Source organism: Microbacterium barkeri, assembly GCF_027921765.1.
Lineage (GTDB): Bacteria > Actinomycetota > Actinomycetes > Actinomycetales > Microbacteriaceae > Microbacterium > Microbacterium barkeri.
Genome location: NZ_BSEJ01000001.1, coordinates 185,358 through 207,674, shown reverse-complemented (window position 1 = coordinate 207,674; position 22,317 = coordinate 185,358). Strand labels below are relative to the sequence as shown.

Sequence of the window (22,317 nt, the reverse complement as noted above, 5' to 3'; positions counted from 1 at the left end):
GAGAGTCTAATTCCTCTCGGGTGCGGCTCCGTGACGCACGGTGCCCGCCGCGAGCTCGCGGGTCTTCTCGGCGAGGCCCTCGACCCCGCCGTCCCGCAGCGCGCGCACGAGGGCGGTGCCCACGATCGCGCCGTCGGCGTACTCCACGATGCTCGCGATGTGCTCGGCGCTCGAGACGCCGATGCCGACGCACGCGCGTGCGGCGCCGTGCGCGCGCAGGCGGCCCACGAGCGCCCTGGCCGCCTTGTCGAGCTCCGCGCGCTCCCCCGTGATCCCCATGGTCGAGACGGTGTAGACGAAGCCCGTGGTCGCGCCGACGATGAGATCGAGCCGGTCGTCGGTCGAGGTCGGCGCCGCGAGGAAGACGCGGTCCAGTCCCGTGCGCTCGGCCGCGGCGATCCAGTCGGCCGCGGCGTCCGGGGTGATGTCCGGCGTGATGAGCCCCGCGCCGCCCGCGGCGCGCACCTCGTCGGCATAGCGGTCGACGCCGCGCTGGACGACGAGGTTCCAGTACGTCATGACGAGCACGGGCACATCGGTGCGCGCCGTGATCTCGCGCAGCGCCGTGAAGAGGTGCTCGGTGCGGAAGCCCGCCTCGAGCGCCGCGTTCGTCGCCTCCTGGATGATGGGGCCGTCCATCACGGGGTCGCTGTAGGGCGGGCCCAGCTCGATGATGTCGACGCCGTTCTCGGCGAGGGCGACGGCCGCGTCGATGCTCGTCTGCAGGTCGGGGAACCCCACAGGGAGGTAGCCGATGAAGGCTCCTCGTCCGTCGGCAGCGGCCCGGGCGATCGCGTCCTCGACACGGCTCACGCGTCGGCTCCCTCGTCGTAGAGGCCGAACCAGCGGGCGGCCGTGTCCATGTCCTTGTCGCCGCGGCCGGAGAGGCACACCGCGAGCACGGCGTCCGGCCCGAGCTCGCGCCCGATCCGCAGCGCGCCGGCGAGCGCATGGGCCGACTCGATCGCGGGGATGATGCCCTCGGTCCGGCTCAGCAGGCGCAGCGCGCCCATCGCCTCGGCGTCGGTCGCGGGGATGTACTCCGCGCGCCCGATCGAGGCGAGCCACGAGTGCTCGGGGCCGACGCCCGGATAGTCCAGGCCGGCGGAGATCGAGTGCGACTCGACGGTCTGGCCGTCCTCGTCCTGCAGCACGAAGGTGCGCGCTCCGTGCAGGACGCCCGGACGACCGCGCTCGATCGACGCGGCGTGACGCGGGGTGTCGACGCCGTCGCCCGCCGCCTCGACGCCGAAGAGCCGCACGCCGGGGTCGTCGATGAACGCGTCGAACATGCCGATCGCGTTCGATCCGCCGCCGACGCACGCGAGGACGGCGTCGGGCAGGCGCCCGACGCGCTCGAGGAGCTGCGCGCGCGCCTCGTCGGAGATGATCTTCTGGAAATCGCGGACCATCGCGGGGAACGGGTGCGGGCCCGCGGCCGTGCCGAAGATGTAGTTCGTCGTCTCGACGCTCGACACCCACTCGCGGTACGCCTCGTTGATCGCGTCCTTGAGGGTGCGCGAGCCGGTCTTGACGGCCACGACCTCGGCGCCCAGCAGGCGCATGCGCGCCACGTTGAGCGCCTGGCGCTCGGTGTCGACCTCGCCCATGTAGATGCGGCACTCGAGCCCGAAGAGCGCGGCCGCGGTCGCCGTGGCGACGCCGTGCTGGCCGGCGCCCGTCTCGGCGATCACGCGCGTCTTGCCGAGCCGCCTCGTGAGCAGCGCCTGGCCGAGGACGTTGTTGATCTTGTGGCTGCCCGTGTGGTTGAGATCCTCGCGCTTGAGGAAGATGCGGGCGCCGCCCGCATGCTCCGCGAAGCGCGGCACCTCCGTGAGGGCCGACGGGCGGCCGGCGTAGTCCGCGAGGAGCGCGTTCAGCTCTGCGTGGAAGGCGGGGTCGGCCATCGCCTCCTCGTGCGCGACCGCGAGCTCGTCGATCGCCGCGATGAGCGACTCGGGCATGTAGCGCCCGCCGAAGTCGCCGAAGAACGGGCCGGGCTGCTCGCGAAGGCTCATGCGCGCCTCTCCCCTGCTGCGAAGTCGCCGGCGGCGAGGAACGCGCCGAGCGTGGAAACCGGGTCGCCCGTGACGAGCGCTTCGCCCACGAGCACGACATCCGCGCCCGCCTCGCGGTAGTGCGCGACGTCATCGGGAGAGAGCACCGCCGACTCGGCGATGCGGATCGCGCCGGCGGGGAAGCCGTCGACGAGCCGCCCGAACAGGTCGCGGTCGAGCTCGAAGGTCGACAGGTCGCGTGCGTTCACGCCGATGAGATCGGCGCCCAGATCCGCGGCGCGCGCGACCTCATCGGCGGAGTGGGCCTCGACGAGGGGCGTCATCCCGAGCTCGATCGTGAGCCGGTAGAGCTCCTCGAGCACGGGCTGCTCGAGCGCCGCCACGATGAGCAGCACGATGTCGGCGCCGGCCGCGCGGGCCTCGAGCACCTGGTACGGGGTCGCGATGAAGTCCTTGCGCAGCACCGGGAGCGAGACGCGGGCGCGCACCGCCGCGAGGTCGGCGAGACTGCCCTTGAACCGGCGCTGCTCGGTGAGAACCGAGATGGCCGACGCTCCGCCCTGCTCGTACAGCCCCGCCTGCAGCGCGGGGTCGGGGATCGCGGCGAGGTCGCCGCGCGAGGGGCTCGCGCGCTTCACCTCGGCGATGATCTTCACCCGGGCGTCGGGACGGAGCGCGGAGACGACGTCGAGCGCAGGCGCCTGTGCGGCGGCTGCGCTCTCGACGACGGCCGAGGGCCGCTCGGCTCTGCGCGCCTCGGCGTCCTCGACGGCCCCGGCCGTGAGCTCGGCCAGGAGCGACATCAGTGCGCCTTGGGCTGGTACTTGGATCCGCCTGCGCCGTAGCCCGCCTTCGTGAGGATGAAGCCCACGATGGGTCCGATCAGGAAGACCGCGGCCGAGGCGATGAGCAGCCACGGCACCCACAGGAACAGCGCGACCGCGGCGACGGAGAGCCCGAGGAGCATGATGAGCACAGCGCTCCAGGCGGCGGGCGAGTGTCCGTGTCCGGGGTCGTCGATCGAGTGGGTCATGTCGTGTCATCCTCCGTGCTGCTGGGAACGTCGTCCAGTCTATCGGGGCCGGGCGCTGGCCCCTGCCGCCGTCAGCGGGTGGGGTCGTCGCCGCGGGACAGGTCGTCCCACGAGTCGATCGCATCGAGCGGGGCGTCGTCGGCCGCGGCCGTGCGGCCGGAGCGCTTCTCGTAGCGGCGCCCCGCGCGCCGCCATGCGTGAGCGGTGCCGAGGGTCCACAGGCCCGCGAGCGCGATGAGCGCGCCCGCGACGATGGTCACCGCCGGCCAGGGGGTGAGTGCCATCCCCTGCACGAGGTCCTCGATCGCCGACTCCCCGGCGATGCCGGTGTGCTCGGTGACGACGGCCGACGCCGCCGTCGCGCGCGGTGCCGCCACGAGCGCGGCGCTCAGCCACGCGATCCCCCCGCCGACCGCGACCGCGAGCGCCGCGAGGACGTAGCGGACGACCGGGCCCACGATCGCGAGCACGAGCGACAGCGCGAGGGCCGCGAGCGAGAGCGGCTGGAGCACCGAGACCGCCTCGGAGCCGGCGACCGGGAGCGTCGCGCCGGCGACCGAGGCGGTGAGCCACGTCTGCGTCGATCCGATCAGCGCGAGCGCCGCGCCCGAGAGCGCCGCGAGCACCGCGATCATCCGCCCGCGCCCCGCGAGCGCCCCCTCGCCGGGCGCCGCGCCCATCCGCCCGTCGGTCATCCGACCACCGGGTGGAGGTCGCGGTCGCCCACCTCGGGGCGGGAGGTGTCGCTGTCGAAGCACGTGCGCGTGTTCGTGTGGCAGGCGGGCCCGATCTGGTCGATCTCGAGCAGGACGACGTCGCCGTCGCAGTCGAGCTTCGCGCCCTTCACGATCTGGATGTGCCCGGACGTGTCGCCCTTGCGCCAGTACTCGCGCCGCGACCTCGACCAGTAGGTCACCCGTCCCGAGGTCAGCGTGCGGCGCAGGGCCTCGGCGTCCATCCACGCGAGCATGAGCACCTCGCGCGTGTCCCACTGCTGCACGATCGCGGGGACGAGCCCGTCGGGGCCGAACGCCACGCGCGCGATGCGGTCGTCGACCTCGCTCATCGCGTCTCGATCCCGTCGGCGCGCAGCGCCTGCTTGACCTCGCCGATCGTCATCTGGCCCGAGTGGAAGACGCTGGCCGCGAGCACCGCGTCGGCGCCCGCGCGCACGGCGGGCGCGAAGTGCGACACGTCGCCTGCCCCGCCCGACGCGATCACGGGCACGCTCGCGAGCTCGCGCATGAGCCCCACGAGCTCGAGGTCGAAGCCGGCCTTCGTGCCGTCGGCGTCGATCGAGTTCACGAGCAGCTCGCCCGCGCCGCGCTCGATCGCCTCGCGCGCCCACGCGAGCGCGTCGAGGTCGGTCTCCTTCTTGCCGCCGTGGGTCGTCACGACGAACCCGGAGGGCGTTCGGGGCGAGCGCTTGACATCGAGCGAGAGGACGAGCGCCTGCGCGCCGAACCGGTCGGCGATCTCGTCCAGCAGGCCGGGGCGGGCGATCGCGGCCGAGTTGACGCCCACCTTGTCGGCGCCCACGCCCTGGAGCCGCGCGACGTCGTCGACCGAGCGGACGCCGCCGCCCACCGTGAGCGGGATGAAGACCTCCTCGGCCGTGCGCCGCACGACATCGTAGGTCGTGGCGCGCTCGTCGACCGTCGCCGTGACGTCGAGGAAGGTGAGCTCGTCGGCGCCCTGCTCGAAGTACCGGCGGGCGAGCTCGACGGGGTCGCCCATCTCGCGGAGGTTCTCGAAGTTGACGCCCTTGACGACGCGGCCGCCGGCCACGTCGAGGCACGGGATGACCCGGGTGACGACGCTCATCAGAGGCGCGCGTTGTGGATGGCCGTGACGAGGATCGCGCGCGCGCCGATGCCGTACAGCTCGTCCATCACGCGGTTCACGCCGCGGCGCGGGACCATGACGCGCACGGCCACCCACTCGGGGTCGCGCAGCGGCGACACGGTGGGCGACTCGATGCCGGAGGCGATCTCCACGGCGCGGTCGACGAGCGCCGCGGGGAGGTCGTAGTCGAGCATGACGTACTGCCGGGCGACCATCACGCCGCGCAGGCGGCGCAGGAGCGTCTCGATGCCCGCGTGCTCGCGCGGGCCCTGGATGAGCACGGCCTCGGACTCGAGGATCACGGGCCCGAAGATGTCGAGTCCGGCCTGCCGGAGGGTCGTGCCGGTCTCGACGACGTCGGCGATCGCGTCGGCGACGCCGAGCTCGACGGCCGACTCCACGGCGCCGTCCAGCGGCACGAGGTCGGCTGCGACGCCGTGGCTGTCAAGGAACGAGTCGACGAGCCCGGGGTACGACGTCGCGATGCGCGCGCCGTCGAGATCGGCCACGCCCGCGAAGCGCCCGGGAGGGGCGGCGAAGCGGAACGTCGACGTCGCGAAGCCGAGCGTCTCGATCTCCCGGGCGGACATCCGCACGTCCAGGAGCAGGTCGCGGCCGGTGATGCCGACGTCGAGCGCACCGGCGGAGACGTACGTGGCGATGTCGCGCGGGCGCAGGTAGAAGAACTCGACGTCGTTGGCGGCGTCGATGAGGTGCAGCGACTTCGAGTCGCGGCGACCGGCGTAGCCGGCCTCCGCGAGCATCTCGGCGGCGGTCTCGGAGAGCGAGCCCTTGTTGGGAACGGCGATGCGGAGCATGCGAGGTCTTTCGATCGGGGTGTCAGACGGATGAGCGGTGCGGCTCACAGATGTCGGTACACGTCCTCGAGGGTGAGGCCCTTCGCGAGCATGAGCACCTGGAGGTGGTACAGCAGCTGCGAGATCTCCTCCGCGGCCTCGGCGTCGGACTCGTACTCCGCGGCCATCCACACCTCGGCGGCCTCTTCCACGATCTTCTTGCCGATGAAGTGGATGCCGGCGTCGAGCTCCTTGACGGTCCCGGAGCCCTCCGGACGCGTCTGGGCCTTCTCAGCCAGCTCGGCGAACAGGTCGTCGAAGTTCTTCACCCGTCAAGGCTACCGGTTCGCGTGCACGTGCTCCGCGGCGAGGGCGCGGAGGTCGGCGATCGCGACGTCGATGTCCGCGGCGCCGAACACCGCGGAGCCCGCGACGAACGTGTCGGCGCCGGCCTCGGCGGCCTGCGCGATCGTGGACTCGGAGATGCCGCCGTCCACCTGGAACCACACCGGCGCCCCGACCCGACGCGCCTCCTCGGCGAGGGCCCGGAGCTTGGGCATCATCTCGGGCATGAACGACTGGCCGCCGAACCCGGGCTCGACGGTCATCACGAGGATCTGGTCGAACTCGTGCAGGTGCTCGTAGAGGGCGTCGGCCGGCGTGCCGGGCTTGATGGCGACACCGGCCCTCGCGCCGATGCCGCGCAGGCGGCGGGCGAGCGCGACCGGGTCGTGCGACGCCTCGAGGTGGAACGTCACCGACGCCGCCCCCAGCTCGGCGTAGCCCGGCGCCCACCGGTTCGCATCCGTGATCATGAGGTGGACGTCGAGCGGCACGGGGCTCGTCTCCTGGATGCGCTGCACCATCTGCGGCCCGAACGTGAGGTTCGGCACGAAGTGGTTGTCCATGACGTCCACATGCACGAAGTCGGCCGTCGCGATCCGCTCGAGGTCGGCCTGCATGTTGACGAAGTCGGCGGACAGGATGCTCGGGTTGATGCGCGGCGCGCCGGGGGGTGTCACCCCGCCATTATCGCGCGTCGCGGCGGGTCACCGCCTCCGCAGGAGCGCGAGGAACATCGCGTCGGTCCCGTGCCGATGCGGCCACAGCTGCGCGTGGCCCGACCCGTCTACCGGGGCGGGGAGGTCGAGGGGCGTGCGGGCGACCGCCTGCAGCGCGGCGCGGGCGTCGAGCTCCTCGACGTCGGATCCGCGTCGCTCGAGGATCTCGCGCACGATCGCCGCCGTCTCCGCGAGATGCGGGGAGCACGTCACGTACGCGACCGTGCCGCCCGGCGCGAGCGCGGTGACCGCGGCGTCGAGCAGCTGTGCCTGGATGGCGGCGAGCTCGGCGACATCGGACGGCTGCTTGCGCCACCGCGCCTCCGGCCGCCGACGGAGAGCGCCGAGCCCCGTGCACGGCGCGTCGACGAGGATCCGGTCGAACGAGCCGGGCTGGGCGGCCGCGAGCTCCCGCCCGTCCCTCTCGTGCACGACGACTTCGAGCGGCACAGGGGCGAGCGCCCTGCGCACGAGGCCGGCCCGCGCGGGCACGACCTCGTTCGCCTCGAGGCGCGCGCCGCCCGCGAGCGCCTCCGCGGCGAGGAGCGCGGCCTTGCCGCCCGGGCCCGCGCACAGGTCGAGCCACCGCTCGCGTGGCGCGACCGGTGCGAGGCGCGACAGCGCGAGCGCGACGAGCTGCGAGCCCTCGTCCTGCACGCGCAGGGCTCCGGCCGATGCGCGCACGAGGGGCTCGGGATCGCCGCCGCCGAGGCGGAAGCCCACCGGGGAGTGCGGCGTCGGCTCGCCCTGCGCCTCCGCGAGACCGGGCAGCGCCGCCATCGTCACCGACGGCGAGGCGTTGTCGGCCGCGAGCAGCGCGTCGAGCTCGCTCTCGCGCCCCTCGGCTGCGAGGGCGCGCCGCAGCGCGCGGATCACCCACACCGGGTGCGCCGACGCGATCGCGAGGCGCTCGTCGTCGGACCGGGCCGACGCGGCAGCCCGGTCGGTCCACGTGGCGAGATCGTCCTGGCCGACCCTCCGCAGCACGGCGTTCGCGAAGCCCGCGGCGCGCGGCCCCGCCTCGTCGCGCACGAGCTGGACCGACTCGTTGACGGCGGCATGCGGCGCCACGCGCGTCGCGAGGAGCTGGTGCGCGCCGAGGCGCAGGGCATCGAGCACGGGCGCATCGATCGCATCCGGCTCGCGATCGGCTGCGAGGCGGATGATCGCGTCGTACGTTCCGAGACGGCGGAGCGTGCCGTATGCGAGCTCGGTCGCGAGGCCCGCGTCGGGTCCTGTGAGGCCCGCGCGCTCGATCTCGCGCGGCAGCAGGAGGTTCGCGTACGCGTCGGACGACGACACCGCGCGCAGCACGGCGAACGCGACCTGGCGGGCCGGCTGCACCCGGACGACGGTGCGGCGGTCGCCGCGGCGTGGTGCGGCGCTCATGCGCCCAGCCGCGCCGTCTCGCGCAGCCCGCGGAACCAGTCGGCCGCGGCCATCGCCCCCTTGCCCGCCGGCTGGACGCGGGTCAGCAGAAGCGGCTCGGTCCCGGTGCCGACGAGGACGCCGTCCTTCGCCGCCGCGGTCTCCCCCGGCGCGAGCGGCGCGCCCGCGCCCGCCCTCGCCATCCGCAGGATCTTGAAGCGCGCGCCGTCGAGCGTCGTGTGCGCGCCCGGCTCGGGCGTCACGCCCCGGTACCGCGCGAACACGCGGTCCGCGGGCTCGGTCCACTCGAGGAGGCCGTCGGCGAGCTCGAGCTTGGGTGCCGGGGTCGGGTCGCCCTCCTGCGGCCTCGCCTGCGCGTTCCCCGCGGCGATGGTCGACACGACGTCGACGAGCTGCGCCGCGCCGGCCTCGGCGAGGACCGCGAGGGCCTCCCCCGCCGTCGCGTCGTCGGGAAGCGGCACGGCCTCCTGCGCGTAGACGTCGCCCGCGTCGAGCTCGCGCACGAGCTGGAACACGGCGGTCCCGAGCTCGGCGTCGCCCGCGATGAGCGCGTGCTGAACGGGGGCGGACCCGCGCCAGCGCGGCAGGAGCGAGAAGTGGAGGTTGATCCATCCGTGCCGCGGAGCCGACAGGAGGGGCTCGCGCACCAGGCCGCCGTAGGCGACGACGACGGCGAGCTCGGGGGCCAGAGCGGTGATCGCCTCGGTCGCGTCGGCGTCGAGGCGCGCGGCCCTGATCACGCGCAGGCCGAGCTCGTCGGCCGCCTGCGCGACGGGCGACGGGGTGAGCACGCGCTTGCGGCCGAGCGGCGCGTCGGGGCGCGTGACGACGGCCGCGATGTCGTGACCCGCCGCGTGCAGGGCGCGCAGCGAGGGCACGGCGACGTCGGGGGTGCCGGCGAACACGAGCCGGAGCGGGCGAGGGGAGGTCATGACGGCTGGTCCTTCAGAGCTCGGGGTCGGCGATGTCGACGCGCACTGCGAGTGTATTGCGGGCCGCCTTGCGGCTTCGTGAGTCCTTCGCGCGGCCGCGGGCCTTCATGGCCGCTGCGACGACCGACGCGCGCAGCGACCGGGTCACCGCCGGTCCGCGGCCGTAGTCGAAGCGGATGAGCGCGCGCGAGCCCGGATACCCGTCGCGATCGATCGGCACCGGCCCGAGGATCGCGTCGAACGGGAGCCCCGGCACGTCCTCCGCGAGCGAGCGGAGCGCCGCGTCGACGGCCGCCGTGTCGCCCTCCAGCCGGGCCACGCGCGAGGCCGGCGGCATGCGCAGGGGCGCGCGCTCGCCGAGCTCCAGCCGGGCGTAGTGCGGCTGCGTCCAGCTCGCGAGGGCTCGGCCGACCGGCCCCGTCACCCCGACGAGATGCACGGGCGCGTCGGGCGCCGCGAGGGCCGCGGCGTTCGACCACCAGCGCAGGCAGTGCTCGCCGATCCTGAGGTCGGGCGCCTGGAGCATGCGGTCGCCGTCCAGGAGGAGCACGGCGCGGTAGCCGCCCGGCGCGAGCGGCTCGGCGCCGCGCGTCGCGACGACGAGCGCCGGCCGGTCGTCGACCTCCCGGACGGGATGCGCGCCGTCGGCCACGACGACCCGCGCACCGGGGAACGCGCGACCGAGCTCGTCGGCCGTGCGCTCGCTGCCCGATGACGCGAGCCGGAGCCGCGTCGATGAGCACTGCGGGCAGGACCACGCATGAGCCGACCGCCCGCACCACGCGCACACGGGAGTCGCACCGCGCGCTCGCGCGTGGAGCGGTCCTCCGCAGTGGGCGCAGCGCGTCGGCGTGCGGCAGTCCGCGCACACGAGCGACGGCGCATAGCCCGGACGCGCGACCTGGACGAGCACGGGTCCCTCGGCGATCGCCTCGCGCACGGCGCGGAAGCTCGCCGACGGGATGCGCGCGGCGACCTGCTCGTGCTCGGGAGCCGTGCTGAGCACCACGCGCGGCGCGATCCGGCGCGGCGCCTGCACCTCCGCGACGAACCCGATCGACACGAGCCGCTCGACGTCGGTCGTCCGCGTGTGCCCGGCGAACAGGAGCGCGCAGCCGTCGATGCTCTGACGCACGAGAGCGACGTCGCGCGCGTGGGCGTACGGCGCGAGCGGCTCCTCGAGCAGCGGGTCGCCGTCGTCCCAGATCGCGACGAGCCCCGCGTCGCTGACGGGTGCGTAGACGGCCGAGCGGTTGCCGATCACGATGCACGGCGCGGCCTCGAGCGTGCGCAGGTATCCCGCGTAGCGCTCGGGGCCGGACTGACCCGCATCGTGGCGGATGATCGCCCCGTCCGGGACCAGCGGGAGGAGCTGCTCCTGCAGGAGGTCGAGATCTCGGTGGTCGGGGACCGCGACGATCGCCGAGCGTCCGGCGGCGAGCATCGTGGCGGCGGCGGCCGCGAGCAGGCGCGCCCAGGCCGGCCGGCCGTCGACGAGCCGCGGCGGCGCATCCACCGCGACGCGCTCCCCCGCGAGCAGCTGCTCGCGCAGCGTCGGGAACTCCTCGAGCACCGCCTCGGCCCGCCGCCGCTCCGCCGACAGCACCACCGGCGCCGTGCGCGCCTCTGACGCGAGCCACGCCTTCTCGGCCCTCACCATCCGCTTGGGCACGGCGAGGCGCAGGACGTCCGCGGCGGAGCCCGCCGCACGGTCGGCGACCGCGCGCGCGAGACGGTAGAGGCGCTCGGGCAGAACGGGCGCGCTCGAGACGACCTGGTCGATCTCCGACAGCGGCCGGTCGGCGTCGTCCTCGTCGTCGATCTCGACGACGAAGCCCTCGACGACCCGCCCGGCCGTCCGCAGGGGCACCTTCACCCGCACGCCCTGCGCGACGTCGTCGAGGAGCTCGCGCGGGATCGCGTAGTCGAAGAGCCGGTCGAGCTGCGGCAGCGGGGAGTCGAGCTGCACGCGCGCGATGCGGCGTGTCATCGCCCGCGTCCCGTCGTCAGAGCCCTGCGGCGCGCCGCAGCTCCTCGACGCGCGTGGTCTGCTCCCAGGTGAAGTCGGGCAGCTCGCGGCCGAAGTGGCCGTACGCGGCGGTCTGCGCGTAGATCGGGCGCAGCAGGTCGAGGTGCTCGATGATCGCCGCGGGGCGCAGGTCGAAGACCTGCTCGATCGCGCGGATGATCACGTCGTCCGAGACCTTGCCCGTACCGAAGGACTCGACGTACAGGCCCACCGGGTTCGCCTTGCCGATCGCGTACGCGACCTGCACCTCGAGGCGATCGGCGAGTCCCGCAGCCACGGCGTTCTTCGCGACCCACCGCATGGCGTATGCGGCCGAGCGGTCGACCTTCGACGGGTCCTTGCCGCTGAAGGCGCCGCCGCCGTGGCGCGACGCGCCGCCGTACGTGTCGATGATGATCTTGCGCCCCGTGAGGCCCGCGTCGCCCTTCGGACCGCCCGTCACGAACGGCCCTGCGGGGTTGATGTAGAGCTTGACGCCCTCGGCGTCGAGCCCGGTCTGCTCGAGGACGGGGCGGATGACCGACCTCTCGACCTCGTCGCGGAGCTCCTCCTGCGTCATCTTCGGGTGGTGCTGCGTCGAGAGCACGACCGCGTCGATCGTCCGGGGGGTGAATCCCTCGTAGCCGAGCGTGACCTGGGTCTTGCCGTCGGGGCGCAGGAACGGCAGCTCGCCGCTGCGCCGCACCTCCGTGAGGCGCTCGGCGAGCCGGTGCGCCGTCCATGCCGCCATCGGCATGAGCTGCGGGGTCTCGTTCGTGGCGAAGCCGAACATGATGCCCTGGTCTCCCGCTCCGAGCACGTCGAAGCGGTCGATCGAGTCGCCCTCGCGCTGCTCGAGCGCCTTGTCGACGCCGTGCGCGATGTCGCTCGACTGCTCGCCGACCGAGACGCTCACGCCGCACGAGTCTCCGTCGAAGCCCATGTCGCTCGAGGTGTAGCCGATGCGGTTGATCACGCGCCGGACGATCGCGGGGATCTCGACGTAGCCGTCGGTGCGGATCTCGCCCGCGACGTGCACGAGGCCGGTCGTCACGAGCGTCTCGACGGCCACGCGGCTGTCGCGGTCGACCGCCAGGAGCCCGTCGAGGATGCTGTCCGAGATCTGGTCGCAGATCTTGTCGGGGTGTCCTTCGGTGACCGACTCGGACGTGAACAGGCGCAGGCTCATGGCGGCTCCAGACGATCGGGCGGGCGCGGCGCCTGCGGGCACCGCGCCCTCCAGTATGACGAGGGCCCCCGACACGCGGTGACGGAGGCCCTGTCGGTGTGACGAGTTCTTACGCGGTCACTCCGCGGGGCGCAGGCGCAGCTTGTCCTGGTGGATCTCGTGCAGCGCGATCGTCAGCGGCTTGTCCTCGACCGACGAGTCGACGAGGGGCCCGACGTTGTCGAACAGGTTCCCCTCGTGGAGGTCCGTGTAGTAGTCGTTGATCTGACGCGCGCGCTTGGCGCCGTAGATCACCAGCTGGTACTTCGAGTCGACCTTGTCGAGAAGCTCGTCGATGGGCGGGTCGATGATGCCCTTGTGCTCACTGCTCATAGCAGTCCTCCTGTTCGGCGACGTCGGTCGCTCGTCGAGACCATGGCGGGATGGCGCGCGGGTGTCAGCGCGCGGACGCCTGCACCAAGTCTACGACCTGGCGCGCGGCCTCGGCGACCGACTCGTTCACGATGCGGAAATCGAACTCGTTCTGCGCGGCGAGCTCGGTGCGCGCCGTGCGCAGGCGACGGGCCCGCTCCTCCTCGTCCTCGGTGCCGCGCCCGACCAGCCGCGCGGTCAGCTCGTCCCAGCTCGGCGGGAGGAGGAAGACGAGCGTCGCCGACGGATCGGCCGCGCGGACCTGACGGGCGCCCTGCAGGTCGATCTCGAGCAGCACGGCGCGCCCCTCGGCGAGGGCCCGCTCGATCGGCTTGCGCGGCGTGCCGTAGCGGTGCCGGTTGTGCACGACCGCGTACTCGAGCAGCTCGCCGTCCGCGATGAGCCGATCGAACTCGGCGTCGTCGACGAAGTAGTAGTGCTGGCCGTCGACCTCCCCCGGCCGCGGCGCGCGCGTGGTCGCGGAGACCGAGATGAGGAGCTCCGGATGGTGCTCGCGGATGTGCGCCGCGACCGTTCCCTTGCCCACCGCGGTCGGCCCGGCGAGGACGATGAGCCGGCTCCGGCCGGGCCGAGCCTGCGGCTCCGGCATCCGACTGTCGAGCCAGCCGCGCAGAGCGTGCCGCTGCCGGCTGCCGAGGCCGCCCAGCCGCTTGACCGGCGAGATCGCCAGCTCCTCGAGCACGCGGTCGCGCTTGCCCTCGCCGATCGCGGGGAGCGCCATGAGGAACTCGGGCACGCGCATCGTGCCGGCCGCGGACTGCGGGTCGGCCTCGGCGCGGCGCAGGACCTCCTGCGGCGTGACGACGCGGGTCGCGAGGTCGCGCTTGAGGCTCGCCCGCGCGCGCCGCGCGGCGACCGCCTTCCGTGATGCGGCGGCGCGGTCCACCTCGGGCGGCTTCGGACGGCCCGGTGCGGTGCTCTCAGACATCGGCTTCTCCCTCCGACGATCCCCGGTAGGCGGCCGCGGCGTCGGCGATCGCCTGGGCGAGGCCGTCCGGGCCGGCGGCGAGGATGCTGCGGCTCTCGGATGCGATGACGCACGGCGCCATCTCGCGGAAGACCTCGGGCAGCGCGGCCGCGGCGGCGCCCTGGAACCCGAACCCTGGCGCGAGGATGGGCGCGGGCGGAGCGAACGGCGCCAGCCCCGCCGCGTGCCAGTCGACCGTGGCGCCGATGACGAAGCCCGTGCTGCCCCACTCCCCCTCGCGCGCGACGCGCGCGTTGCGCGCCGACACCTCGGCCACGATCGCCGCCGCGACGCTCGAGCCGTCGGCGGTCGCACGCTGGAGGGCGGTCGCCTCGGGGTTGCTCGTTGCGGCGAGGACGAACGCGCCCTTGCCGTGCTCATCCGCGAGGGCCAGCGTGCCCTCGAGCGCGCCCACGCCCAGATACGGGCTCACCGTGAGCGCGTCGGCCTCGAGCGGCGACCCCGGCGTGAGCCACGCCGCGCCGTACGCGTCCATGGTCGATCCGATGTCGCCGCGCTTGGCGTCCGCGATCACCACGAGATCGGCCGCGCGCGCCGCCGCGAGCACGTCCTCGAGAGCGGCGATCCCCGCCGACCCGAAGCGCTCGTAGAACGACACCTGCGGCTTGACGAAGCCCGCGCGCCCCGCGGCCGCCTCGACGACGCGCAGCCCGAACGCCCGCGCGCCCGCGGCATCCGCCTCGAGACCCCACCGCGCGAGCAGCGGAAGGTGCGGGTCGATCCCGACGCAGAGCGGGCCGCGCGCGTCGAGGACGGCGCGGACCCGCTCTCCGAACGACGGCACTACGCGCTCACCGCCGCCTCGCGCTGGACGCGGTCGGAGGCGTACTCCTGCAGGCTGCGCACGCCGAAGCCGCCGCCCATCGAGTCCATCGCGCTCACCGCGGCGCCGAGCACCGAGATGGTCGTGAAGAGCGCCTTGTCGGCGCCCACCGCCGCGGCGCGGATCTCGTAGCCGTCCGCGCGCGCCGACATCCCGCTGGGGGTGTTCACGATGATGTCCACGCGCCCCTCGTTGATGAGGTCGACGATGTTCGGCACGCCCGAGTCCTGCGTCTCGCTGTACTTGCGGACCACCTCGACCTCGATGCCGTTGCGCATGAGGATCTCGGCGGTGCCCTCGGTCGCGAGCAGGCGGAAGCCCAGCTGGCGCAGACGGTGCGCGGGCAGGATGACGTCGCGCTTGTCGCTGTCGGCCACCGAGATGAACACGGTGCCCGACAGCGGGATCCCGCCGTACGCGGCCGCCTGGCTCTTCGCGAACGCGGTCGGGAAGTCGCGGTCGATGCCCATGACCTCTCCCGTCGAGCGCATCTCCGGGCCGAGCACGGAGTCGACCACCGCGCCCTCGCGCGTGCGGAAGCGCTTGAAGGGCAGCACGGCCTCCTTGACGGCGACGGGCGTGTCGAGCGAGACCCGCGAGCCGTCCTGCTCAGGCAGCATGCCCTCCGCCTTGAGCTCGACGATCGTCGTGCCCGCCATGACCCGGCTCGCCGCCTTCGCGAGCGGGATGCCGAGCGCCTTCGACACGAACGGCACCGTGCGGCTCGCGCGGGGGTTCGCCTCGATCACGTAGAGCACGCCGGCGCTGATCGCGAACTGCACGTTCAGCAGCCCGCGCACGCCCACGCCCTGGGCGATCGCGAGGGTCGCCTCGCGCACGCGGTCGATCTCGGTGCGGCCGAGCGACATCGGCGGCAGCGTGCAGCTCGAGTCGCCGGAGTGGATGCCGGCCTCCTCGAGGTGCTCCATGATGCCGCCCACGTAGAGCTCGTGCCCGTCGTAGAGCGCGTCGACGTCGATCTCCACGGCGTCGTCGAGGAAGCGGTCGACGAGGAGCGGCTGGCCGGGGCCGATGATGGCCTGGTCGGCGATGCGGACGAAGTAGTCGCGCAGGCTCGCCGTGTCGTACACGATCTCCATGCCGCGCCCGCCGAGCACGAAGCTCGGGCGCACGAGCACGGGGTAGCCGATCTCCTCGGCGATCGCGACGGCGCCCTCGACGTCGGTCGCGGTGCCGTTGCGGGGCGCGACGAGGGCGGCGCGCTCGAGGATCTCGGAGAACAGGCCGCGCTCCTCGGCGAGGTCGATCGCCGCGGGGCTCGTGCCGAGGATGCGGTAGCCCGCGTCCTCGATGCCCTTCGCGAGCCCGAGGGGCGTCTGCCCGCCGAGCTGGCAGATGACGCCGAAGATCTCGCCCGACTGGGCCTCGGCGTGGAGGACCTCGAGCACGTCCTCGAGCGTGAGCGGCTCGAAGTACAGGCGGTCGGAGGTGTCGTAGTCGGTCGAGACCGTCTCCGGGTTGCAGTTGACCATGACCGTCTCGAATCCGGCGTCGCTCATCGCGAACGAGGCGTGCACGCACGAGTAGTCGAACTCGACGCCCTGGCCGATGCGGTTCGGGCCCGAGCCGATGATGACGACCTTGCGGCGGTCGGACGGCGTGACCTCGGTCTCGGACTCGTAGCTCGAGTAGTGGTAGGGCGTCTGCGCGGGGAACTCGCCCGCGCACGTGTCGACCGTCTTGAACACGGGGCGGATGCCGAGGCCGTGGCGGATGCCGCGCACCTCCGCCTCGGACAGGCCGCGCAGCTGCGCGATCTGGACGTCCGAGAATCCGTGGTCCTTGGCCAGGCGGATGGCCCGCTCGTCGAGCTCCGCGGCGTCGGCGACGGCCTGCGCGACCTCGTTGATGAGGACGATCTGGTCGAGGAACCACGGGTCGATGGCCGTCGACGCGAAGACCTGCTCGACCGTCGCGCCGAGGCGCAGCGCCTGCTGCACGTCGACGATGCGGCCATCGGTGGGCGTCTTGATCGTCTCGAGGAGCTCCTCGACCGAGCGCGTCTCCTCGCCCCAGTGGAAGCTCGAGCCGCGCTTCTCGACGGAGCGGAGCGCCTTCTGCAGGGCGGTCGTGTAGTTGCGGCCGATCGCCATGGCCTCGCCGACCGACTTCATGGTCGTGGTGAGCGTGGGGTCGGCGGCCGGGAACTTCTCGAACGCGAAGCGCGGGACCTTGACGACGACGTAGTCGAGCGTGGGCTCGAACGAGGCCGGCGTGACCTGCGTGATGTCGTTGGGCACCTCGTCGAGGCGGTAGCCCAGGGCCAGCTTGGCCGCGAGCTTGGCGATCGGGAAGCCCGTCGCCTTCGACGCGAGCGCCGACGAGCGGGAGACGCGCGGGTTCATCTCGATGACGATGATGCGCCCGTTCTCGGGGTTGATCGCGAACTGGATGTTGCAGCCGCCGGTGTCGACGCCCACGGCGCGGATGATGTCGATGCCGATGTCGCGCAGGCGCTGGTACTCGCGGTCGGTGAGCGTGAGCGACGGGGCGACCGTGATCGAGTCGCCCGTGTGCACGCCGACCGGGTCGACGTTCTCGATCGTGCAGACGACGACCGTGTTGTCGGCCGTGTCGCGCATGAGCTCGAGCTCGTACTCCTTCCAGCCGAGGATCGACTCCTCGAGGAGCACCTCGGTCGTGGACGACTCGTGCAGGCCCGCGCCCGCGATGCGGCGCAGGTCCGCCTCGTCGTAGGCGAAGCCCGACCCCAGGCCGCCCATCGTGAACGAGGGGCGCACGACGAGCGGGTAGCCGAGGTCCTCTGCCGCCTCGAGCACCTCCTCCATCGTGTGGGCGATGCGGCTGCGCGCGACCTCGGCGCCCGCCTCGACGACGAGCTCCTTGAACACCTGGCGGTCCTCGCCCTTGCGGATGGCGTCGACCTTGGCGCCGATGAGCTCGACGTCGTACTTCTCGAGGATGCCGCGCTCGTGCAGGGCCATCGCCGCGTTCAGCGCGGTCTGGCCGCCCAGCGTCGGCAGGATCGCGTCGGGCTTCTCCTTCGCGATGATCGTCTCGATGACCTCGGGCGTGATCGGCTCGATGTACGTCGCGTCGGCGAAGTCGGGGTCGGTCATGATCGTCGCGGGGTTCGAGTTCACGAGGATGACGCGGACGCCCTCCTCCCGGAGCACGCGGCACGCCTGGGTGCCGGAGTAGTCGAACTCGCAGGCCTGGCCGATCACGATCGGGCCCGACCCGATGACGAGCACGGACTGGATGTCGGGGCGCTTAGGCATTGTCTTCCTCGGACGTTGAGCGAGCGGAGCGAGCCGAGATGGTGTCGCGCACCATGTCGACGAAGCGGTCGAAGAGGTAGTTGGCGTCGTGCGGACCGCCCGCGGCCTCGGGGTGGTACTGGACGGAAAACGCCGGGATGTCGAGGGCGCGCAGGCCCTCCACGACGTCGTCGTTGAGGCCCACGTGGCTGACCTCGACGCGGCCGAACCCGGCGGGGCTCTCGAAGACCTCGTCGATCGGGGCGTCCACGGCGAACCCGTGGTTGTGCGCCGTGATCTCGACGCGGCCCGTGAGCTTGTCGCGCACCGGCTGGTTGATGCCGCGGTGGCCGAAGGGCAGCTTGTAGGTGCCGAGGCCGAGCGCGCGGCCGAGGAGCTGGTTGCCGAAGCAGATGCCGAAGAACGGCAGGCCGTCGCGCAGCACGCTCTGCAGGAGGGCGACGTGGGCGTCGCTCGCCGCGGGGTCGCCGGGGCCGTTCGAGTAGAACACCGCGACGGGGTCGATGGCCTTGAGCTCCTCGAAGGTCGTGCTCTGCGGCAGCACGTGCACCTCGAAGCCGCGTCGGGCGAGGTTCTCCACCGTCGCCTGCTTGATGCCGAGGTCGATGACGGCGAGGCTGCCGATGCGGTCGCCCTGCGCGGGCGTGACGGCGGCGACATCGACCGAGACCTCGGCCGAGAGGTTGCGGCCGGCCATCGCGGGCGCCTCGGTCACGAGGCGCAGCTGCTCGTCGGCGGCGAGGCCGGCGGCCTCGCCCGAGAATACGCCGCCGCGCATCGAGCCGGCCGAGCGGATGTGACGGGTCACGGCGCGCGTGTCGATGCCGCTGATCCCGACGACGCCGTCGCGCTCGAGCGCCGCGTCGAGCGGCTCCTCCGCGCGCCAGTTCGACACGACCCGGCTGGGGTCGCGCACGATGTAGCCCGACACCCAGATGCGGCGGGACTCGGGGTCCTCGGTGTTGACGCCGGTGTTCCCGATGTGCGGCGCGGTCTGCAGCACGATCTGACCCGCGTACGAGGGGTCGGTGAGCGTCTCCTGGTAGCCGGTCATGCCGGTCGAGAAGACGACCTCGCCGAGGGTCGTGCCGCGCGCGCCGTAGGCGTAACCGGCGAAGCGCGTGCCGTCTTCGAGGACGAGGACCGCGGGGTCGCGGTCGAGCAGAGAGGTCATGAGGTCGCTCCTGTGGGGGTCGGGGAGGTGCGCAGGTCTTCGATCGCCGCGACGAGCGCGTCGGGATCGCCGCCCTGAAGGCGCACATAGGAATCGCAGAGGGTGCCGTCGGAGGCGCGCCACGCGATGAGCACGAGGCCGTCCGTCTCGACGACGCGGTCGATGGTCCAGGTCGCGCGGCCCGCGCCGACGAGCTCGTCCGCGCGGAGGAAGATGCCGGGCACGCCGGCGAGGTCGAGGGCGACGCCGCGGTCGGTCACCGTGACGCCGGCCTTCGCCCGGAACTCGAGGTGCCGCACGGCGAGACGATCGAGCGGCTGGTCGTGGCGGGTCGTGGCGACGTAGAGGCCGTCGAAGCGGGCCGTCTCGGCGCCCTCCGCCGCGCGCACGGGCGCGGAGGTGCCGGCGTCCCGCCGGGATCGTCGGCGCCATCCCCACGCCATCGCGCCGAGGATGACCGCCGCGATCGCCGCCATCATGAGGAGGCCGGGGAGGTACGCGCTCATGCGCCCTCCCGCTCGACGAGCTCGCCGTCGGCGAGCGTGAGGGAGCCGCGGTGGATGGTCCACATCACGCGACCGGGCAGCTCGCGCCCGAGGTAGGGCGAGTTCGCGCTGCGTCCGCGCAGGTCGGCTGCGCCGAACGGGGCGGACGGCCGCGGGTCGTAGAGCGCGATCTCGGCCGGCTCGCCGGCCGCGATCGGCGTGCCGTGCCCCGCGAGCCGCCCGATCCGGGCGGGCGCCTTCGACAGGACCCGCGCGACGTCCTGCCATCCGATGAGGCCCGTCGCGACCATCGCCTCGTGCACGACGCGCAGCGCGCTCTCGAGGCCGACCATGCCGTTGGCCGCGGCCGCCCACTCGCAGCTCTTGCTCTCGGCGGGATGCGGCGCGTGGTCGGTGGCGACGATGTCGATCGTGCCGTCCGCGAGGCCCTCGCGCACGGCCAGGACGTCCTCCTCGCGCCGCAGCGGCGGATTGACCTTGAAGCGCGCGTCGTACCCGCGCACGAGCTCGTCCGTGAGGAGGAGGTGGTGCGGCGTGACCTCGGCGGTCACGTCGATGCCGCGCTTCTTCGCCCATCGGATGATGTCGACCGACCCCGCGGTCGACAGGTGGCAGACGTGCAGGCGCGAGCCCACGTGCTCGGCGAGGAGCACGTCGCGCGCGATGATCGACTCCTCGGCGACCGCCGGCCATCCCGCGAGCCCCAGCTCGGCCGAGACGACGCCCTCGTTCATCTGGGCGCCCTCCGTGAGGCGGGGGTCCTGCGCGTGCTGGGCGACGACGCCGTCGAACGCCTTCACGTACTCGAGCGCGCGGCGCATGATGAGCGGATCCCACACGCAGAACCCGTCGTCGCTGAAGACGCGCACGCGCGCACGCGAGTCGGCCATCGCGCCGAGCTCGGCGAGGCGCTCGCCCTTCTGGCCGACGGTCACGGCGCCGATCGGCTGCACGGTCGCGTAGCCCGCCGCCTCGCCGAGCGCGAGCTCCTGCTCGACGACGCCCGCGACATCCGCGACGGGAGAGGTGTTGGGCATCGCGAACACGGCCGTGAAGCCGCCGGCGGCCGCGGCGCGGGTGCCGGTGAGGATGGTCTCGCTCGCCTCGTAGCCGGGCTCGCGCAGGTGGGTGTGGAGGTCGACCAGGCCGGGCAGCGCGATGAGCCCTGCGGCGTCGATGATGCGGGCGCCGGCCCGGCTGAGGTCCGTGCCGACCTCCGCGATGCGGCCGTCCTCGACGAGGATGTCGGCCGTCTCGCGGCCCTCGATCGCGGCTCCTCGGATGAGAAGGGATGTCGACTCGGTCACTTCGTTCCCTCGCTCTCCCGCTCCCCCGCGAGCAGCAGGTAGAGCACGGCCATCCGCACCGACACGCCGGCTCGCACCTGCTCGAGCACGGTGGCCCGGGGCGAGTCGGCTGCGGCTGCGGAGATCTCCAGTCCCCGGTTCATGGGCCCGGGGTGCATCACAATCGTATCCTCCGGCAGCGTGGCGAAGCGCTCGGGGTCGAGGCCCCAGCGCCGCGAATACTCCCGCTCCGAGGGGAAATAGGCGGCGTTCATCCGCTCGAGCTGGATCCGCAGCATCATGAGCGCGTCGGGCCGCGCGGCGATGGCCTCGTCGAGGTCGTAGCGCACGGTCACGGGCCACTGCGACACGTCCTGCGGGAGGAGCGTCGGCGGCGCGACGAGCGTGACCTCGGCGCCGAGGGTCGCGAGGAGCCAGACGTTCGACCGCGCGACGCGCGAGTGCAGGATGTCGCCGACGATCGCGACGCGGTAGCCCGCGAGGTCGCGACCGCGACTGGCCGCCCCGTACCGGCGCTTGCGCATCGTGAAGGCGTCCAGGAGCGCCTGCGTCGGGTGCTCGTGCGTCCCGTCGCCCGCGTTCACGACGCCGGCCGAGATCCAGCCGCTCGTCGCGAGCGTGCGCGGCGCTCCGGACGCGCCGTGCCGGATGACGACGGCGTCGGCGCCCATCGCCTGCAGGGTCTGCGCGGTGTCCTGGAGGCTCTCGCCCTTCGAGACGCTCGATCCCTTCGCCGAGAAGTTGATGACGTCGGCGGAGAGGCGCTTCGCGGCGGCCTCGAACGAGATGCGCGTGCGGGTCGAGTCCTCGAAGAAGAGGTTGACGACCGTGCGGCCGCGCAGGGTCGGCAGCTTCTTGACCTCGCGCTCCTGGGTGTCGGCCATGTCCTCCGCGACGTCGAGGATGCGGATGGCGTCGGCGCGGCCGAGCGTGCGGGTGTCGAGCAGGTGCCGCATCAGCCGGCCGTCTCGATCGACACGTGCTCTTCCCCGTCGACGTCGGCGAGGCGCACGTTCACGCGCTCGGCGCGCGAGGACGGGAGGTTCTTGCCGACGAAGTCGGGGCGGATCGGGAGCTCGCGGTGGCCGCGGTCGACGAGGATCGCGAGGCGCACGGCGGACGGGCGGCCGATGTCGTTGAGGGCGTCCAGCGCAGCGCGGATGCTGCGGCCCGAGAAGAGCACGTCGTCGACGAGGACGACGGTCCGGCCGTCGATGCCCCCGGGCGGGATCTCGGTCGGGCGCGGCGCGCGCGTGGGGTGCTTCGCGAGGTCGTCGCGGTACATCGTGACGTCGAGCGAGCCGACGGGCACGGGGCGGCCGCCGAAGCGCTCGACGAGCGCCGCGAGACGACGGGCGAGCGTGACGCCCCTGGTCGGGATGCCGAGGAGGACGAGGTCGTCGGGGCCCTTGTTGGACTCGAGGATCTCGTGGGCGATCCGCGTCAGGGCACGGGCGATGTCAGCGTCATGCAGCACGGTTCTCGTGCTCATCCGCCGCTCCCTTCTCCGCCTCACGGGACGGTGTTAAAGGTGCAGATGGCTCCAGTCTAC

At 73.2% G+C, this 22,317-nt stretch carries 23 protein-coding genes; all 23 read right to left on the bottom strand.

Features of this window, described 5'->3' with window-relative positions; genetic code table 11:
- Positions 1 to 6 precede the first annotated feature (6 nt).
- The gene (trpA, locus tag PKE79_RS01045) at positions 7 to 813 is read right to left on the bottom strand and encodes a tryptophan synthase subunit alpha (RefSeq protein WP_271171810.1); all 807 of its coding nucleotides are present in this window, start codon (positions 811 to 813) and stop codon (positions 7 to 9) included.
- Entirely contained in the window at positions 810 to 2,018 is a 1,209-nt protein-coding gene (trpB, locus tag PKE79_RS01040; protein ID WP_271171809.1) for a tryptophan synthase subunit beta, read from the bottom strand. Before trpB ends, trpA begins: the two co-directional genes overlap by 4 nt.
- Positions 2,015 to 2,821 (bottom strand): indole-3-glycerol phosphate synthase TrpC, encoded by an 807-nt coding sequence (gene trpC, locus PKE79_RS01035; protein WP_271171808.1) that lies wholly within the window; start codon positions 2,819 to 2,821, stop codon positions 2,015 to 2,017. Before trpC ends, trpB begins: the two co-directional genes overlap by 4 nt.
- A complete protein-coding gene (locus tag PKE79_RS01030) occupies positions 2,821 to 3,051 on the bottom strand; it encodes a DUF6704 family protein (RefSeq protein WP_271171807.1) in 231 nt (76 codons plus the stop codon). Before PKE79_RS01030 ends, trpC begins: the two co-directional genes overlap by 1 nt.
- 71 nt (positions 3,052 to 3,122) lie before the next feature.
- Complete coding sequence (locus PKE79_RS01025) at positions 3,123 to 3,746, bottom strand: Trp biosynthesis-associated membrane protein (protein ID WP_271171806.1); 624 nt, start codon at positions 3,744 to 3,746, stop codon at positions 3,123 to 3,125.
- Positions 3,743 to 4,117: a phosphoribosyl-AMP cyclohydrolase gene (gene hisI, locus PKE79_RS01020; protein WP_271171805.1), complete on the bottom strand. Its 375-nt coding sequence runs from the start codon at positions 4,115 to 4,117 to the stop codon at positions 3,743 to 3,745. The genes PKE79_RS01025 and hisI overlap by 4 nt, the downstream gene beginning before the upstream one ends.
- The gene (gene hisF, locus PKE79_RS01015; protein WP_271171804.1) at positions 4,114 to 4,875 is read right to left on the bottom strand and encodes an imidazole glycerol phosphate synthase subunit HisF; all 762 of its coding nucleotides are present in this window, start codon (positions 4,873 to 4,875) and stop codon (positions 4,114 to 4,116) included. Before hisF ends, hisI begins: the two co-directional genes overlap by 4 nt.
- The gene (hisG, locus tag PKE79_RS01010; protein ID WP_271171803.1) at positions 4,875 to 5,714 is read right to left on the bottom strand and encodes an ATP phosphoribosyltransferase; all 840 of its coding nucleotides are present in this window, start codon (positions 5,712 to 5,714) and stop codon (positions 4,875 to 4,877) included. Before hisG ends, hisF begins: the two co-directional genes overlap by 1 nt.
- A 44-nt stretch (positions 5,715 to 5,758) precedes the next feature.
- Complete coding sequence (locus PKE79_RS01005; protein ID WP_271171802.1) at positions 5,759 to 6,022, bottom strand: phosphoribosyl-ATP diphosphatase; 264 nt, start codon at positions 6,020 to 6,022, stop codon at positions 5,759 to 5,761.
- A 9-nt stretch (positions 6,023 to 6,031) separates the two neighbouring features.
- Positions 6,032 to 6,715 carry a ribulose-phosphate 3-epimerase gene (gene rpe, locus PKE79_RS01000; RefSeq protein ID WP_271171801.1) on the bottom strand — a complete coding sequence of 228 codons (684 nt, stop codon included), beginning with the start codon at positions 6,713 to 6,715 and terminating at the stop codon, positions 6,032 to 6,034.
- Positions 6,716 to 6,742: 27 nt separating this feature from the next.
- Complete coding sequence (locus PKE79_RS00995; protein ID WP_271171800.1) at positions 6,743 to 8,143, bottom strand: RsmB/NOP family class I SAM-dependent RNA methyltransferase; 1,401 nt, start codon at positions 8,141 to 8,143, stop codon at positions 6,743 to 6,745.
- On the bottom strand, positions 8,140 to 9,075 hold the full coding sequence (fmt, locus tag PKE79_RS00990) for a methionyl-tRNA formyltransferase (RefSeq protein WP_271171799.1): 936 nt from the start codon (positions 9,073 to 9,075) through the stop codon (positions 8,140 to 8,142). The genes PKE79_RS00995 and fmt overlap by 4 nt, the downstream gene beginning before the upstream one ends.
- 13 nt (positions 9,076 to 9,088) lie before the next feature.
- The gene (locus tag PKE79_RS00985) at positions 9,089 to 11,065 is read right to left on the bottom strand and encodes a primosomal protein N' family DNA-binding protein (protein ID WP_271171798.1); all 1,977 of its coding nucleotides are present in this window, start codon (positions 11,063 to 11,065) and stop codon (positions 9,089 to 9,091) included.
- A 16-nt stretch (positions 11,066 to 11,081) separates the two neighbouring features.
- Positions 11,082 to 12,272, bottom strand: a complete 1,191-nt coding sequence (gene metK, locus PKE79_RS00980) for a methionine adenosyltransferase (protein ID WP_271171797.1) — start codon at positions 12,270 to 12,272, stop codon at positions 11,082 to 11,084.
- 117 nt (positions 12,273 to 12,389) lie between these two features.
- On the bottom strand, positions 12,390 to 12,644 hold the full coding sequence (gene rpoZ, locus PKE79_RS00975) for a DNA-directed RNA polymerase subunit omega (RefSeq protein WP_156241330.1): 255 nt from the start codon (positions 12,642 to 12,644) through the stop codon (positions 12,390 to 12,392).
- Between the two features lie 64 nt (positions 12,645 to 12,708).
- A complete protein-coding gene (gene gmk, locus PKE79_RS00970) occupies positions 12,709 to 13,632 on the bottom strand; it encodes a guanylate kinase (RefSeq protein ID WP_271171796.1) in 924 nt (307 codons plus the stop codon).
- Positions 13,625 to 14,476 (bottom strand): orotidine-5'-phosphate decarboxylase, encoded by an 852-nt coding sequence (gene pyrF / locus PKE79_RS00965; RefSeq protein WP_271171795.1) that lies wholly within the window; start codon positions 14,474 to 14,476, stop codon positions 13,625 to 13,627. The genes gmk and pyrF overlap by 8 nt, the downstream gene beginning before the upstream one ends.
- Positions 14,476 to 17,778: a carbamoyl-phosphate synthase large subunit gene (gene carB / locus PKE79_RS00960; protein ID WP_271171794.1), complete on the bottom strand. Its 3,303-nt coding sequence runs from the start codon at positions 17,776 to 17,778 to the stop codon at positions 14,476 to 14,478. Before carB ends, pyrF begins: the two co-directional genes overlap by 1 nt.
- Complete coding sequence (gene carA / locus PKE79_RS00955) at positions 17,771 to 18,952, bottom strand: glutamine-hydrolyzing carbamoyl-phosphate synthase small subunit (protein ID WP_271171793.1); 1,182 nt, start codon at positions 18,950 to 18,952, stop codon at positions 17,771 to 17,773. The genes carB and carA overlap by 8 nt, the downstream gene beginning before the upstream one ends.
- Positions 18,949 to 19,458, bottom strand: a complete 510-nt coding sequence (locus tag PKE79_RS00950; protein WP_271171792.1) for a PH-like domain-containing protein — start codon at positions 19,456 to 19,458, stop codon at positions 18,949 to 18,951. Before PKE79_RS00950 ends, carA begins: the two co-directional genes overlap by 4 nt.
- Complete coding sequence (locus PKE79_RS00945) at positions 19,455 to 20,765, bottom strand: dihydroorotase (RefSeq protein WP_271171791.1); 1,311 nt, start codon at positions 20,763 to 20,765, stop codon at positions 19,455 to 19,457. The genes PKE79_RS00950 and PKE79_RS00945 overlap by 4 nt, the downstream gene beginning before the upstream one ends.
- Entirely contained in the window at positions 20,762 to 21,721 is a 960-nt protein-coding gene (locus PKE79_RS00940; RefSeq protein WP_271171790.1) for an aspartate carbamoyltransferase catalytic subunit, read from the bottom strand. The genes PKE79_RS00945 and PKE79_RS00940 overlap by 4 nt, the downstream gene beginning before the upstream one ends.
- A complete protein-coding gene (gene pyrR, locus PKE79_RS00935; RefSeq protein WP_271171789.1) occupies positions 21,721 to 22,257 on the bottom strand; it encodes a bifunctional pyr operon transcriptional regulator/uracil phosphoribosyltransferase PyrR in 537 nt (178 codons plus the stop codon). The genes PKE79_RS00940 and pyrR overlap by 1 nt, the downstream gene beginning before the upstream one ends.
- Positions 22,258 to 22,317: the final 60 nt, after the last annotated feature.